Consider the following 16,227-nt stretch of genomic DNA (forward strand, 5'->3'; position numbering starts at 1 on the left):
GCTATATATTCCAGCTCAAATTGACTTACTTTCTGAAAATGCCTTATACTAAATTACATGTAAACTATGAACTTCAACGCTTGTAAAAATATATATGCTTCAACAAAAATATATATTTTCTCATGTTAAAACTAAAGAACACACCTTTAAAAATTGGTGTGTTTTTATATGCTACCTAAAAACTAGTTGCTACATGTAACGACTTTCAAAGGAGGATTATCAATTTTTATGAGCATAAAGCCGAATAATAAATTCTTTTCCAAGAAAACAATAATAATTATGCCAATATTATTATTGTGCGCTTTTGCTTTTCATTATTTCTTTTTAACATCTAATCAAGCCTTTTCTGGTACAGGGGATGCGTTACGTCAATTTGGTTTTTTTACGTTTCTTCTACAACATGCCTTTAAAGATGGCAACCTTTTTTGGTCTTTTGATTATGGATTAGGTGGAGATTTATTTGGAGAGTTTAGTTATTATTACAGCACATCACCGTTTTTCTGGATTACACTGTTACTACCTAAACTAAGTCTTGAGCAAGTATATGACGTGAAATTATACATGAGTATTTTAAAAAACTTTTTAGCTATGGTATTCATGTATGGTTCTTTACGTTACCATAATAAAACAGCATTCTCATCTTTTGTTGCTGCTATTATATATGGTGGTTGTATTACTTTCATCCGCCACTCTTTACTATGGGATTTCATGGCTGATGCCATTGTATTTTTACCATTAGTAATATGGGGACTTGATAAATATATTATTGAAAAGAAGCGCGGACTTTTCCTAATCGCTGCTACTTTAATGTTAGCATCAAACTTTTATTTTGCTTTTATCACAAGTATTTTCATATTTATTTATGCATTATTCCAATACTTTTCGACACAACAAAATAAAACGATTGTCTCTTTTCTAACTTATTATATTAGAATCGGTTTATTGTATGGATTATCACTCGGTTTAGCCGCCGTTTGCTTCCTCCCATCAGTTAATGCCGTATTTAGTGCTGATCGACTATCAAAAAAGTTTGAGATACCATTATTATTTGAAGATAAATTTTATAAAGATTTAATGGAAAATATTTTCTTCATGTATAATGCTGAAAATCATCAATTAGCTTTACCAGCTTTAATTTTATTCTTAATCGTATTTGGAATGTTTATACGTGATAAACTCGTTAAAAATAAAGTATTCTTTACGTTATTCATGTTCATTCTGTTTATGCTTCCATATACATATTCTGTGTTTAATGGTTTTTCAGCAATGCAATCTAGATGGTTCTATTTATTTGTATTTGTAATTGCCCAAACAATTGCATACATTCTAGATTGGATGATTATTCATAAGAAAGACTACAAATTACCTTATTTAATAAGTTTATTAGTGTCTATTGGATTATTCATTTATGCATTTTATAGAAAAGCAAATATAAATGTAACTGATAAACCTTTACAAGACGTTGATAACATTTTACTCGGAACTGTCGTTCTTTCTGTTATTACAGTATGTTTATGGCGCTATATTTCTAAATCATTCATACAATTTTTAGTTGTATTGAATGTACTCGTTAGCACAATTTCTATGAATTATATGTATGCGAATAATATACTTAGCACCGTTTACGGACAGAGCCAGATTTCAACTGAAAAGTTACACGAACCAGGCTATGATAATAAAGAAGAAATTGCTGCAATTCGCTACATACAAGAAAATGATAAAGACTTTTATCGTATTCTTAATCCATATAGCGAATATAACACACCGATGCTACAAGGATATCATGGCGTAAGTACGTATCAAAGCTTAGTTAATTATTATGTCCATGACTTTATGAAAAATAAATATGGTGTATTCCAAATGTACGATACACCTTCAATGTTTTATCAAGCTGATAGTCGACTACTACTCGAAAATATGCTAGGTATAAAATATCGCGTATTAAGTGCTGATACAGATTCAAAGAATGTACCTTATGGATATAAACTATTACAGCAAGTAGGACCATATAATATTTACAAAAATGACTATGCTTTACCGTTAGGATATGTATATGATTCGGCTATAAGTGAAGAAGAATTTTCTAAATTAAACTTCGCTCAGCGTGATCAATTATTATTACATGCTGTTGTCGTTAATAATACAAAAGAATTTTCATTAAACCATTTTAATAAACAAGACCTCAAATCAAAGGCAGTATCTATTAAAACGGAAAAAGCAAAATTCGAAAACATGGAAAAACAAGAAAATAAACTAATTGTTCATGGCTTTGGAAATATGATTGTACCTATCAATTATCCTGATACACCTGGTGATCTACTGATAGAATTAAAATTAAAAAATGCAGGCACATTCAATGCAACTGTTAATGGAAAAACGATAGGAAAAGGGGACGATGCTGGTGCATACTCTTATCCGTTAGAAAGGTTTGTTTACAATTTGGGCAATGAGCGTCCAGAAAATCTAACTATCTCTATTGATATGGCAGGTGAGTATGAATTAGGTGACTTGCAAGCAAATATTGTAAACTATGAAAGTGTACAAAAAGAAACAAAAAAACTAACTGAAAATAGGCTTGAAAATATTTATTATAAGAACAATTATTTAAAAGGGGATATCAAATCAAATAAAGACGGGCTCTTATATTTATCTGTCCCATATAGTAAAGGCTGGACTATAAAAATTGATGGGAAAGAAACCGAATTTACGAAAGCGAATTCTGCCTTTATCGGTGTTCCCATTACAAAAGGTTCACATGTAATCGAAATGACTTACGTTACACCTTACTTCAAATTAGGTATGATTATATCAATCATCTCACTAATTATCTGTATAGCTTTACTAATTTTCAAAAATCCAAAAGCACGACGAAAATTTTCTTTTAAAAAGCAATAATGAGCAATCAATGAATCATGAATCTATCCAATTGGATAGATTCATATAAAAACGCATAACATTGTTTTAACCCACTACAAACAAGGAGTGTCAAAAATGACTCTTTCAATCGTTGTACCATGCTACAATGAAGAAAAGGTGCTTCGAGCCTTTTATTCAGAGACTTCTCTTGAAATTCATAAATTAACTACCGATTATGAATTTGTTTTTGTTAATGATGGTAGTAAAGATGATACTTTAAATATTTTACGTGATTTAGCTAGTTCAGATTCGTCAGTACACTACATATCATTTAGTCGAAACTTCGGAAAAGAAGCTGCAATGTTAGCTGGTTTAAAATATGCTACAGGCGATGCAATTGTTATTATGGATGCTGACTTACAACACCCTCCTACGTTAATAAAAGAACTGTTAGAAGGATATAACGACGGCTACGACCAAGTCATTGCAAAAAGAACAAGAACTGGTGATTCACCCGTTCGCTCTTTCGTCTCTCGTCTTTACTATAAAGTGATGAATAAATTTGTAGATATTGAATTAGTAGACGGTATTGGGGACTTTAGACTTTTAAGTCGAAGAGCAGTAGATTCTTTATTATCTTTAAGTGAATACAACCGATTTTCAAAAGGCTTATTTTCTTGGATCGGTTATAACGAATTAATCATTGAATATGAAAATGTATTACGTTCTGATGGAGAAAGTAAATGGACCTTCTCGAAATTATTAAATTACGGAATTGATGGTGTAATTTCATTTAATAATAAACCGTTACGTCTATCTATATATCTCGGATTACTAACAACCATTTTAGGACTTTTATACGTAATCACTACGTTCGTTCAAATCATCCTTGGTGGTGTGGAAGTTCCTGGTTACTTTACTCTCATTTCCGCTATACTATTTATTGGCGGTATTCAACTCATATTCCTAGGTGTTATTGGTGAATATATCGGTCGTATTTATTATGAAACAAAACGTAGACCGCATTTTATTGTAGCTGAAAAGAAAGTTAGTGAAGTTAAACAAAAGGCATAACCAAAAAGTTACTTCTGTAGGTAGAAGTAACTTTTTTATATACTAACATTTACAAACACTTCTTTTGAAAAAATATACATTTTGAAATGATGGCATTATATGAAAGAATTTAGTATCATGATTCAAGGTACTATTTCAAGTTGGACGGAGGATACTATGAGCTTATTAACAGTTGAAAAATTAGGACATACATTTGGTGATCGTACATTATTTAAAGATGTATCTATGCGATTATTAGCAGGTGAGCACGTTGGATTAGTTGGTGCAAACGGTGTTGGTAAATCAACATTCATGAATATCATTACTGGTCAGCTTATTCATGACCAAGGTCGTGTAGAATGGACACCGGGCACACATTACGGCTACTTAGATCAGCATACTGTTTTAACGCCTGGACGTACGATCCGTGACGTACTAGCGGATGCATTTTTACCGTTATTCGAAAAGGAAAAAGCTTTAAATGAAGTTACAGAAAAAATGGGAACTGCTACACCAGAAGAACCAGAAGAACTTCTTGAACAAATGGCAGAAATACAAGATGCACTTGAAGCAGGTGGTTTCTATTTACTAGATATGAAAATTGAAGAGGCTGCACGTGGTCTTGGAATTGATGCTATTGGTTTAGATCGTGATGTTTCAGCACTAAGTGGTGGACAACGTACAAAGGTATTGCTTGCAAAGCTATTACTTGAACAGCCAGAAGTATTATTGCTTGATGAACCTACTAACTATTTAGACGTTGAACATATTCATTGGTTAACAAATTATTTAAAAGAATACCCACATGCATTCTTATTAATTTCTCATGATACGGAATTTATGAACAAATGTGTTGATGTTATTTTCCATCTAGAATTCACAAAAATGACACGCTATACAGCGACATATGAAAAATTCCTAGAACTAGCAGAAATCAATAAAAACCAACATATAAACGCTTATGAAAAGCAGCGCGAGTTTATCAAAAAGCAAGAAGACTTCATTGCAAAAAACAAGGCTCGTTATTCAACGACAGGTCGTGCAAAGAGTCGTCAAAAGCAACTTGATCGCATGGAACTTATTGATCGCCCAGAAACAGCAATTAAACCTGAATTCTCATTTAAAGAAAGTCGCGCAAGTAGTCGCTTCGTCTTTGAAGGTGAAAATGTAGAAATCGGATATACACATCCGCTACTACCAAAGCTATCAATGACGATCGAACGTGGTGAAAAAATTGCTATTGTTGGATGTAACGGTGTTGGTAAATCAACGTTACTAAAAACAATCTTAGATAAAATTAAGCCTTTAAGCGGTAAAACAAGCCTTGGTGACTTCTTAGAGCCTGCATACTTTGAGCAAGAAGTTAAAGCTGACAATATAACACCAATTGATGATGTATGGAATACATTCCCTGGTTTAGACCAGCATCAAATTCGTGCGATGTTAGCAAAATGCGGATTAAAAAATGAACATATTTCTCGCCCATTAAGTCAATTAAGTGGTGGAGAACAAGCAAAAGTTCGTTTATGTAAGCTAATGGGTGAGGAAAGTAACTGGCTACTATTTGATGAGCCGACAAACCATCTTGATGTTACAGCAAAAGCGGAACTTAAGAAGGCTATGAAAGCATATAAAGGAACAATCCTCCTTGTATGTCACGAACCGGACTTCTATGAAGATTGGATCACAAAAGTTTGGGATGTCGAAGAATGGTCTCAAAATAGTAAGTAGTCTTTAAGTAAAAACTCCTTGTGTAGACAAGGAGTTTTTACTTATTTTTATTAAGAATTTTTTATATTGTAGTATCCTATAAGGCGTAATCGAAATTCTTTTAATTCCGGATACGCCTCTAAATTTGCTAACATACCTCTAATTACCGGAATTCTTGGATTAAGCAATCGTATTTCCGCCTCTAAAACATCTAACGTTACTAGCAACTCATCATCCTCTAATTGATCCGCTAAATTACGCTTAAATACAATAATGTCTTTTAAAAAATGCTCTTTAACTTGTTCCTTAATGAGCTCTGATTTACAAAGGAATTCTCCAAGCTTTTCTTCATGTAAAATAGGTTCTTCCGAAGATTCTACTAAGCCATCTACTAAATGATCTACTCTTTTTAAAATAAAAGCAGCGACATACGATAAATCAATTTCTGGTGCTTGTAAAATAATTAACTCTAAATAACCACGGCATATGCCTTCTACTATAATTACTAAATCCAATAAATATGGCATAACCTTTTCACCATAAATGGACAATAAACTATTCCGATAAAATGCATGAGACTCTAACTTCATCCGCATCATAAATTCTTCTACTTCTTTATTAAACGGAATTGCATTTTCTCTCGCATGCATAATAATAAATTCTTTATGTTTTTGTATATCATTAAACTGACAATGTAATTGTTTTGCAAATTTTTCACGTGGTAATAAAGACTCTTGTTCAATATCCAGCATTTTCTTTTGGATTTTGTCATAATAATATCGAAGTGTCGCTAATAAAAGCTCATCTTTCGATTTAAAATATAAGTAAAAAACTCCTTTAGATATACCACTAGCTGTCACAATTTCCTGCACTGATGTCGCATTTACACCCTTAGTAGCAAATAACTTCATAGCCGATTCTATAATTAAACGCTCTTTTTCTTTCATATCTTCTCTCCTAAATTTAATCTCGCATCTTATTATAAATGTATTATACCATCCCTTTTTATTGACGATTGACCGAACGGTCAGTTATATTATGTATTAGACTGACCAGTTGGTCCATATAATACAAAGGGAGCGCAAACATGAACAAAATCATCAATTTCTCGTTAAAAAATAAGTTCGCAGTTTGGCTACTAACCATTATTGTTACTATTGCGGGGATCTACTCTGGACTCAATATGAAGCTGGAAACAATTCCTGATATTACAACACCGATTGTGACAGTAACTACGGTCTATCCTGGTGCTACACCAGAAGAAGTAGCTGATAAAGTTTCAAAGCCGATGGAAGAACAACTACAAAATTTAAGCGGTGTTAACGTTGTGAGTTCATCATCTTTTCAAAACGCATCTTCTATTCAAGTAGAATACGATTTTGACAAAAATATGGAAAAAGCAGAACCAGAAATTAAAGAAGCTCTCACAAATGTAAAACTCCCAGAAGGTGTTAAAGATCCTAAAGTTTCACGAGTAAACTTCAATGCTTTTCCCGTTATTTCGTTAAGCGTAGCAAGCAAGAATGAATCTTTAGCTACTTTAACTGAAAATGTAGAAAAAAATGTTGTACCGGGATTAAAAGGACTTGATGGTGTTGCATCTGTTCAAATTGCTGGTCAACAAGTAGATGAAGTACAGCTCATCTTTAAGAAAGATAAAATGAAAGAACTAGGACTAAGTGAAGATACTGTAAAAAATGTGATTAAAGGATCGGATGTATCTTTACCACTTGGCTTATATACATTTAAAGACACGGAAAAATCAGTTGTTGTAGATGGCAATATTACAACGATTAAAGCATTAAAAGAACTTAAAATCCCAGCTATACCTTCCTCACCTAACGGTCAAGGTAGTCAAAATGCTGGCACTGGTGCACAAACGCCACAAATGAATCCAGCCGCTATGAACGGGATTCCAACAGTTACATTAGATGAAATTGCTTCTTTTCCATTTCTCGAACAAATGGAAAAGAAGCAATTGGAATTCAAATTGTGAAGGCCTCTGATGCAAATACAGTTGATGTTGTAAATGCAGTAAAAGATAAAGTAAAAGAACTTGAGAAAAAGTATAAAGACTTAGAGATTATTTCAACATTCGATCAAGGTGCACCTATTGAAAAATCAGTAGAAACAATGCTGAGCAAAGCAATTTTCGGTGCTATCTTTGCGATCGTTATTATTATGCTGTTCCTACGAAATATTCGAACAACGTTAATCTCTGTCGTTTCAATACCACTTTCTTTATTAATTGCTGTTTTAGTCATAAAGCAAATGGATATTACGCTTAACATTATGACACTTGGAGCAATGACCGTTGCTATAGGCCGCGTTGTCGATGACTCAATTGTTGTTATTGAAAATATTTACCGACGTATGTCGTTATCAGAAGAGAAATTGCGCGGAAAAGATTTAATTCGTGAAGCTACGAAAGAAATGTTTATCCCAATTATGTCTTCTACCATCGTAACAATTGCTGTATTTTTACCACTTGGACTAGTAAAAGGTATGATTGGTGAAATGTTCTTACCATTCGCCTTAACTATCGTCTTCGCTTTATTAGCATCATTACTAGTAGCAGTTACAATCGTACCGATGCTAGCTCATTCCTTATTTAAGAAAGAGAGCATGAGGGAAAAAAAAGTACATCATGAAGAAAAACCAAGTAAATTAGCAAATGGGTATAAACGCATACTTGCATGGGCTTTAAATCACAAAATTATTACATCAAGTATCGCTGTCCTTCTATTAGTTGGTAGTCTTGCACTTGTACCAGTTATCGGTGTAAGTTTCTTACCTTCTGAAGAAGAAAAAATGATTATCGCAACATACAACCCTGAACCAGGTCAAACGTTAGAAGACGTTGAAAAAATTGCAACAAAAGCTGAGAAGCACTTCCAAAATAATAAAGACGTCAAAACAATTCAATTCTCATTAGGTGGCGAAAACCCAATGAGTCCTGGTCAATCAAACCAAGCAATGTTCTTCGTGCAATATGATAACGACACGAAAAACTTTGAAAAAGAGAAAGAACAAGTCGTTAAAGATTTACAGAAGATGTCTGGCAAAGGCGAATGGAAAAACCAAGACTTCGGAGCAAGTGGCGGTAGTAACGAAATTAAACTATACGTTTACGGAGATAGCTCAGAAGACATTAAGCCTGTCGTAAAAGATATTCAAAATATCATGAAGAAAAATAAAGACTTAAAAGATATAGATTCTAGTATTGCAAAAACATATGCAGAGTACACTTTAGTCGCAGATCAAGAAAAGCTGAGTAAAATGGGCTTAACGGCTGCTCAAATTGGAATGGGACTTTCTAATCAACATGATCGACCTGTTCTGACAACAATTAAAAAAGACGGTAAAGATGTCAACGTATATGTCGAAGCTGAAAAACAAAATTATGCAACAATCGATGACTTAACAAATCGTAAAATTACAACACCACTTGGTACTGAAGTGGCTGTGAAAGATGTTATGACTGTAAAAGAAGGTGAAACTTCGAATACAGTGAAACACCGCGATGGCCGTGTTTATGCAGAAGTAAGTGCAAAACTAACATCTGATGACGTTTCAAAAGCATCTGCCGCTGTTCAAAAAGAAGTAGATAAAATGGATCTTCCTTCTGGCGTAGATGTTTCTATGGGCGGCGTTACAAAAGATATTGAAGAATCATTTAAGCAACTTGGCTTAGCGATGTTAGCTGCGATTGCCATTGTATACTTCGTTCTTGTCGTTACATTTGGTGGTGCCCTTGCACCATTCGCAATTTTATTCTCGCTACCATTTACAATTATCGGAGCTCTTGTTGCCTTATTAATCTCTGGTGAAACATTAAGTGTATCTGCAATGATTGGGGCGCTTATGTTAATCGGTATCGTTGTAACAAACGCAATCGTGCTTATCGACCGCGTTATTCATAAAGAAAATGAAGGACTATCAACACGTGAAGCTTTATTAGAAGCTGGTGCAACACGCCTTCGTCCAATTTTAATGACTGCAATTGCAACAATTGGTGCTCTTATCCCGCTTGCATTAGGATTTGAAGGTAGTGGCTTAATTTCTAAAGGACTTGGTGTAACGGTAATTGGTGGATTAACAAGTTCAACGTTATTAACACTTCTTATTGTTCCAATCGTTTATGAAGTATTAAGCAAATTTAAAAAGAAAAAAACAAAATAACAAAAAATAACCTCGCTAACTGCGAGGTTATTTTTTATTTCCAAACAAGACTAGAAAATCACCATAGCCTTCTTTCTCTAATTCCTCTTTTGGAATAAATCGAAGGGCTGCAGAATTAATGCAGTAACGAAGTCCATTTGGTCCTGGACCGTCTGGAAATACATGCCCAAGATGTGAATCTCCTTCCTTACTTCTCACTTCTGTACGCGTCATATTATGACTCACATCCATCTTTTCTTTCACACTTGCTGACATAACTGGTTTTGTAAAACTAGGCCATCCACATCCACTATCAAATTTGTCTAGAGAAGTAAATAGCGGCTCACCGGAAACGATGTCTACATAAAGACCTTCCTCTTTATGGTTCCAATACTCATTTCGAAATGGTGGTTCTGTACCATTTTCCTGCGTTACATAAAACTGCATCTCATTGAGTTTTTCTTTTAAATGAGCATTATCCTTTGGCCAATGTTGCTTAATAAAAGCATCTCGTCCTGAGCCTTTACGATATAACTCATAGCGGAATGTGTTTTTCTTATGATATCCTTGGTGATATTCTTCAGCTGGATAAAATGTAGCTGCTGGTAGTATTTTTGTCGCAATTGTTTTTGAAAAGCGCCCACTCTGCTCAAGTTCTTCTTTTGAGGCTTCTGCTTTTTTATGTTGCTCTTCATTATGATAAAAAATCACTGTTTCGTAAGACTGTCCGCGATCGTGGAATTGTCCACCTACGTCGGTCGGATCAATTTGTCTCCAATATATATTTAATAACTGCTCATACGGCATTTTATTTGCATCAAATGTAATTTGTACCGCTTCATAATGTCCTGTTGTTTCTGAGCACACTTCTTTATACGTTGGGTCCTCTTTATGACCGCCTGTATAACCTGAAATAACCTGTATAATGCCCTCCATCTCTTCAAATGGAGAAACCATACACCAGAAACACCCTCCAGCAAATGTAGCTAACTCTACCTTTTCATTTACAGCCATTACTTCACCCCTATTCTATATTCTCCTTACAGTATGGCATAAGAAACATAATGTTATAAAAGAAAAAGCATCGAACATCGATGCTTTTTCTTTACTTCACTTTATTTTTTCCAACATCCTTCTCCATTTCATCACTTGTCACGTCTAAAACATCTAGTAAGAAAATGAAGATTGGAATACCGATAATCAGTCCCCATACACCTAAGAAGTGCTCTGAGAAAATTAATACCATAAAAGTATAGAAAATCGGTAAATTTGTTTTTTGCGACATAAACTTCGGATTTAATACGTAACTTTCAAGCGCATGAATCACTGTTACGATAACTAAAATATAAACAACGTACATAATACCGCCAATATTGTAAGCAATCATACAAAGTGGGAATAACGAAATGATAACCCCCGCTACTGGAATTAATCCAAGCAAGAAAATCATTAATGCTAAACCTAATAATTGCGGGAATCCTAATATCCATAATGCGATAACTGAAAGAACACAGTTAACAACAGCAATTAAAAATTGTGCTTCGATTACCTTTCCAAATGAACGTGCAAATTTCTTTCCGAAGTACTCAATTTCAGTATAGAAAATTGCAAGCCTGCTTTCTTTAAACTTTGCAGTAAAACCAACAATACGAGATTTTTCTAATAAGAAAAACAAACTCAAAATTAAAGAAAGTAAAACTTGAAGGCCAAATTTACCAACATTCGTAATCGATTTATACAAAATGTCTACGCCTTGTCCTACATATTTAGAAAGCTCCATATGATTGACAGCATTAACTGCATACTTAATTAGTTCACTATCTGGTGGGTTTCTTAAAAATACATTGAATTGGTAAATCAGTTGTGAAATTTGTATCGTCAATACTGGTAAATATTTAAATAGCGTAATAGCAATTCCACCAATTAACATTACATATAGAAATGCTATAATAATTTTTCGATTAATAGGCATGAAATGATCTAATTTGCGGGAAATAAACTTTTGGAATCGATCCATTAAATACGTGAGAATAAACGTAATTAATATTAAATTCAACATACTTTGCAGCCCGTATAACACGAGAGCAAGTATTACTAATACGAGTAACCTCTGAAATCCTTTACTTTGAAACAGGTTTTTTATTTGCATAATCGACGAATACTCTCTCCTGTCCTATAAACTAAAACGTTAATAAGTAGATTTCTCTCTCTTTTCTACTTTTAATTATTCATTCATATTAAGATTTTTATAAACTCATTATATGCCTACCTTAACAGGTATATAGTAGCTTACTTCTTATTTTACAATACAATGACCTAATTCAAAACGTATTCTACATAGTATTAATGAAGATTTAAGGAAACTTACATTTTTTTAAATAGGTCTTACCACTACTGTAACATAAAAAGCAAGCTATCAGTAGAAATCTGTCCTACAAATAGCTTGCTTTTCTTGTTTTTTAAGTAAGTTTTACTATCCAATGAATGGTATGAACATTGGGATGACAACTACTGTTACAACCCCAACTACTGTTACAGCAATACTTGCCATCGCTGCCTCTACCTCACCCATTTCAATTCCTACCGCAACTCCTAATGCATGACCCGCTGTTCCAAGTGCTAAACCTTTTGCAATCGGATGTTTCACTCTAAATGTTTTTAAGAATAATGCTCCTAATGCGTATACGATAACTGCGTTGAAAATAACTGCAAACGATGTAATTGCTGGAATACCACCAATACTTTCTGAAATTGGTAACGCAATTGCTGTTGTTGCTGCTTGTGGTAGCATTGAATTCATTACTGCTGTATCTAAACCGATTGCTTTTGCAACAATGAACACGACAATTACTGAGCAAATAGATCCAACCACGATAGCTGATAAAATTTGCCACCAATATTTTTTCAACTTATCAACTTGTTTATAGAGTGGGATAGCAAATGCAATTGTTGCTGGCTCTAAGAAGAAACTAATCATTTTTCCGCCAGTATTATATTCTTCAAAAGTAAAGTTACCTACCTTTAGAAAGACAATCCCTAATACCATCGCTACGAATAATGGCGTAAATAGGAAGAACCCTTTTGAATGCTTGAATAATAATGTTCCGATTCCGTATGCGATTAATGAAACGCCGATTCCGAAATATGGAGTCATTGTGCTTGCCATGTTCATTACCTCCTAACAATATATAAATGCAATGGTTACGCAACCTTTCCGTGCTTGCGTCCTTTATTTACTACTTTCAATTCTTTTGTATCTTCTGTTTCTTTTTCATCTTTTCCTAAAATAAATTGTGCAAATAACCCTGTTACAGCGAGTAAAATAACTGTTGCTACAACAATTACAGTTAAAATTTGTACAAAGTATTGCCCCATTACACCAAGAGAATTAATAACTGAAATACCTGATGGGACGAATAAGAATCCAATAATACCTGTTAAAGCTGTTCCGATTGATTCAACTTGCTCCAATTTAATAACTTTTAAACATAATAGACTAAATAAAATAACTAACCCGATTACCGATGAAGGCATTGGAATTGGTAAATGTGTTGCAATAATATTAGAAATTAACATAATAGCTGAGAATATGAATGCTTGTGATAAGAAACTATATACTTTTTTCGTACTCATTTTGGCCACCTCTTTCGATTTGGTACCTTTATTGTATAGGATACAAACGTATAAGTAAGCGTTTACATAACAGAACGTCAAATATACAGAATCAGTTACAAATATAAAAGGATGAAATACAAAAGCGGCTTCTTAAATACGAAGCAGCTTCTTGAGTTCTTTTGCATATGTACGGCTAACAGGTACTTTCGATCCTTCTTTCATGATTAAATTATAAGTAGAATTAAACCATGGCTGAATTTCAGTAATATGATTAATATTCGCAATAAAGCTACGGTGTACGCGCATGAAGCTTGCTTGTGGTAACTTCTTCTCTAAAATTACAAGTGTATCATGTGTTACATACGTTTCCCTCGTTGTTTTTACTGTTACTTTCCCATCTACAAGCCCTACATATATAATATCTTCAATATTCACAAGTACGATTGATTCTTCAATTGGTAATGCTAATTTATGCATCTCTGCTGTTACATCTGTCCCCTTTATTTCGTGCTTCGTTTCTATTTGCGCTTGTTTTTGTTTTTTATACTTCTTTAATGTCTGCACAATACGCTCTTCATCAAATGGTTTTAAAATGTAGTCTAACGCATCTACTTCAAATGCTTGCAGCGCATATTGATCATAGGCAGTAGCAAATACAATTGCAGGTGGATTTTTCATCTTCTTTAATATATTCGCGATTTCAAATCCGTTATCATCGGATAATTGAATATCTAAAAACACAATATCTGGTCTACTTTGCATTAGTTCTTCTAATGCGTCTTCCACACAATCAGCCTCACCAATTATCTCAACTTCTTTCGTTCTCTCTAATAAATACTTTAGTTCATCACGTGCTAACATTTCATCGTCAACTACTAGTACTTTTAACAATCTGCTCTTCCTCCCCTACTTTTTTTGGAATAACAAAAGTAATCTCTGTCCCCTCATTTAATTCACTTTCGATATGAAGCATCGTTTCTTTTCCAAATAATCCAATAAGACGTTCATTAATATTATATAAAGCTGTTCCAGTCCCTTTCTTTGACGAAACTACCATCTTTCCTAATTGTTCTAAACGTTCTTCCTCAATTCCCTGTCCATTATCTTTTACTTCAAAATGAACCATACCCTCTTTTTCAAAAACATGCACTTCTACTTCGCATACTGGTTGCTTCTTCGGAAAAGCATGTCGCAATGCATTTTCAACCAATAGTTGAAGAACAAATGGTGGTACTAAAGTTGTCTTTAGCTCATCCTCAATATACATCTTTACCTCATACTTATTTGGGAACCTTGCTTGTTCTAGTGATAAGTATGCCTGTACATGGTTTAATTCTTGTTCTAGTGGAATCAATAACTGACGTGCCCCTTGCAAATTACAACGGAAATATACGCTAAGCTGTAATAATAACTTCCTTGCTTTTTCTACATCTGTTCGGCATAAAGCTGATACTGTATTAATCGCATTAAATAAAAAGTGTGGGTTAATTTGCGCTTGTAATGCTTTTATCTCCGCATCTTGAAGTAATTTACTTTGCAACTCAGCTTCTCCTAACTCTAACTGCGTGGAGAATATTTTTGCTAACCCTTCTGCTAATTCCTCTTCCACACGACTTAACTGGTTAGGATTTTTGAAATAGAGTTTTAATGTCCCTATCGTATTTCCATGCGAAGTTAGTGGAATTACAATCGCCGCTTGCAAAGGGCAGCCTTCATGTTGACAATTAATAACCTCACGTGATTTCGCTTTCATTATTTTCCCTGTGTTTAACACTTCTTTCGACAAACCGGTTATTAAACTATGTGAAGGAATATGGTGATCTGATGCTAATCCAACATGAGCTAATATTTTCTCTGTATCTGTTAAGGATACCGCATCTGTTCCTGTAAAACGGTGAATAATTTGTGCCACATGCTTACATGATTCTTCTGTTAAGCCTTGGCGGAAATACGGTAACGTTTTATCTGCAATACGTAATACTTTATGAGTCTGAAGTGCCTTTGCATTCTCCTCCTGACGCAAAATAGCTTGTATCATAGAAAGTAAAATAAAACTTCCAAAACTATTTACAAGAATCATTGGTATCGCTATTGTTTTCACAACGCTAATTCCATCCTCTATAATTAATAAAATCATAAGCATTTCTAAAGATACGATAAAAACACTTAAAACTGCTGAAAATTTAGGAGTAATTGTACGATTATATTTTTTGAAAATATATCCGATATAACCAGTTATAATCCCAGCTAAAATAGAAGAGATTGCGCAGCTTAGCGCTGTCGTACCACCAAGCATATAACGATGAATACCAGCAATAAATCCGACTCCAACCCCTACAATAGGGCCACCAAGTAAGCCGCTAATACCAACACCCATAATACGCGTATTCGCAATTGTACTTGAAGAAGAAACACCTTGTAACCAGTTTTCATTCATAATCGTATTTCCTGCTATTTCAATCCCAGTGTAATTGCTTACAATTGTAAATACCGAAAAAATACAAATAAGCTTAAGCTTATCTACATAGCCATCCTGTTTATGAAGGAGGCGTCTGAAAGTTTTAATATGAGAGAGTAAAAATCCTAAAATAACTATAAGTCCGACTCGTTCGATCATCATGAGTACTAAATTTAGCATCTTTGATTCATTCCTTTTTATTTAGTTAGTTTTATTATGGGAAAATAATGAAGTCGGCGTCAAGAAGTACGAAATGTTTTTTGAAATATTTTACACATAATAACTTCCTCTTTATTTGACAATACAATAGAAGAGTGCTAAAAATAAAGTAATATAATACAGTCCTTTAACCCAACCCCGTGAGGTTGAGAAGG

The 16,227-nt window shown here is 33.9% G+C and carries 10 protein-coding genes and 1 pseudogene; 4 read left to right on the plus strand and 7 right to left on the minus strand.

From position 1 onward, the window contains the following. Nucleotides 1-228 precede the first annotated feature (228 nt). The 3 genes from MR169_RS01155 (at nucleotide 229) to MR169_RS01165 (ending at nucleotide 5,640) form a co-directional block, all read left to right on the plus strand. Nucleotides 229-2,895: a YfhO family protein gene (locus MR169_RS01155; RefSeq protein ID WP_242318770.1), complete on the plus strand. Its 2,667-nt coding sequence runs from the start codon at nucleotides 229-231 to the stop codon at nucleotides 2,893-2,895. A 96-nt stretch (nucleotides 2,896-2,991) separates the two neighbouring features. Next, a complete protein-coding gene (locus tag MR169_RS01160; RefSeq protein ID WP_000175827.1) occupies nucleotides 2,992-3,930 on the plus strand; it encodes a glycosyltransferase family 2 protein in 939 nt (312 codons plus the stop codon). 156 nt (nucleotides 3,931-4,086) lie between these two features. Continuing rightward, nucleotides 4,087-5,640, plus strand: coding sequence for an ABC-F family ATP-binding cassette domain-containing protein (locus MR169_RS01165; RefSeq protein ID WP_242318779.1), 1,554 nt, complete (start codon nucleotides 4,087-4,089; stop codon nucleotides 5,638-5,640). Between the two features lie 50 nt (nucleotides 5,641-5,690). Here MR169_RS01165 and MR169_RS01170 read toward each other — a convergent pair whose 3' ends face one another. Further along, on the minus strand, nucleotides 5,691-6,566 hold the full coding sequence (locus tag MR169_RS01170) for a TetR/AcrR family transcriptional regulator (protein WP_242318771.1): 876 nt from the start codon (nucleotides 6,564-6,566) through the stop codon (nucleotides 5,691-5,693). Nucleotides 6,567-6,706: 140 nt separating this feature from the next. On the opposite strand from MR169_RS01170, the pseudogene MR169_RS01175 reads away from it, so the two are divergent. Next, nucleotides 6,707-9,801: pseudogene (locus MR169_RS01175) on the plus strand (efflux RND transporter permease subunit). Nucleotides 9,802-9,828: 27 nt separating this feature from the next. Here MR169_RS01175 and msrB read toward each other — a convergent pair. From msrB to lytS, 6 genes are all read right to left on the minus strand, one after another. Then, the gene (gene msrB / locus MR169_RS01180; RefSeq protein ID WP_242318772.1) at nucleotides 9,829-10,794 is read right to left on the minus strand and encodes a peptide-methionine (R)-S-oxide reductase MsrB; all 966 of its coding nucleotides are present in this window, start codon (nucleotides 10,792-10,794) and stop codon (nucleotides 9,829-9,831) included. A gap of 91 nt (nucleotides 10,795-10,885) precedes the next feature. Further along, nucleotides 10,886-11,929, minus strand: a complete 1,044-nt coding sequence (locus tag MR169_RS01185; protein ID WP_001166010.1) for an AI-2E family transporter — start codon at nucleotides 11,927-11,929, stop codon at nucleotides 10,886-10,888. A gap of 324 nt (nucleotides 11,930-12,253) precedes the next feature. Next, nucleotides 12,254-12,946, minus strand: coding sequence for an antiholin-like protein LrgB (lrgB, locus tag MR169_RS01190; protein ID WP_242318773.1), 693 nt, complete (start codon nucleotides 12,944-12,946; stop codon nucleotides 12,254-12,256). Nucleotides 12,947-12,981: 35 nt separating this feature from the next. Beyond that, nucleotides 12,982-13,413, minus strand: coding sequence for an antiholin-like murein hydrolase modulator LrgA (gene lrgA, locus MR169_RS01195; RefSeq protein ID WP_044797728.1), 432 nt, complete (start codon nucleotides 13,411-13,413; stop codon nucleotides 12,982-12,984). Nucleotides 13,414-13,545: 132 nt separating this feature from the next. Continuing rightward, nucleotides 13,546-14,286, minus strand: a complete 741-nt coding sequence (locus MR169_RS01200; RefSeq protein WP_000921841.1) for a LytR/AlgR family response regulator transcription factor — start codon at nucleotides 14,284-14,286, stop codon at nucleotides 13,546-13,548. After that, the gene (gene lytS, locus MR169_RS01205) at nucleotides 14,264-16,033 is read right to left on the minus strand and encodes a two-component system sensor histidine kinase LytS (RefSeq protein ID WP_000933589.1); all 1,770 of its coding nucleotides are present in this window, start codon (nucleotides 16,031-16,033) and stop codon (nucleotides 14,264-14,266) included. Before lytS ends, MR169_RS01200 begins: the two co-directional genes overlap by 23 nt. Nucleotides 16,034-16,227 lie beyond the last annotated feature (194 nt).

It is taken from the genome of Bacillus cereus group sp. BfR-BA-01349, from assembly GCF_022663795.1.
GTDB classification, from domain to species: Bacteria; Bacillota; Bacilli; order Bacillales; family Bacillaceae_G; genus Bacillus_A; species Bacillus_A cereus.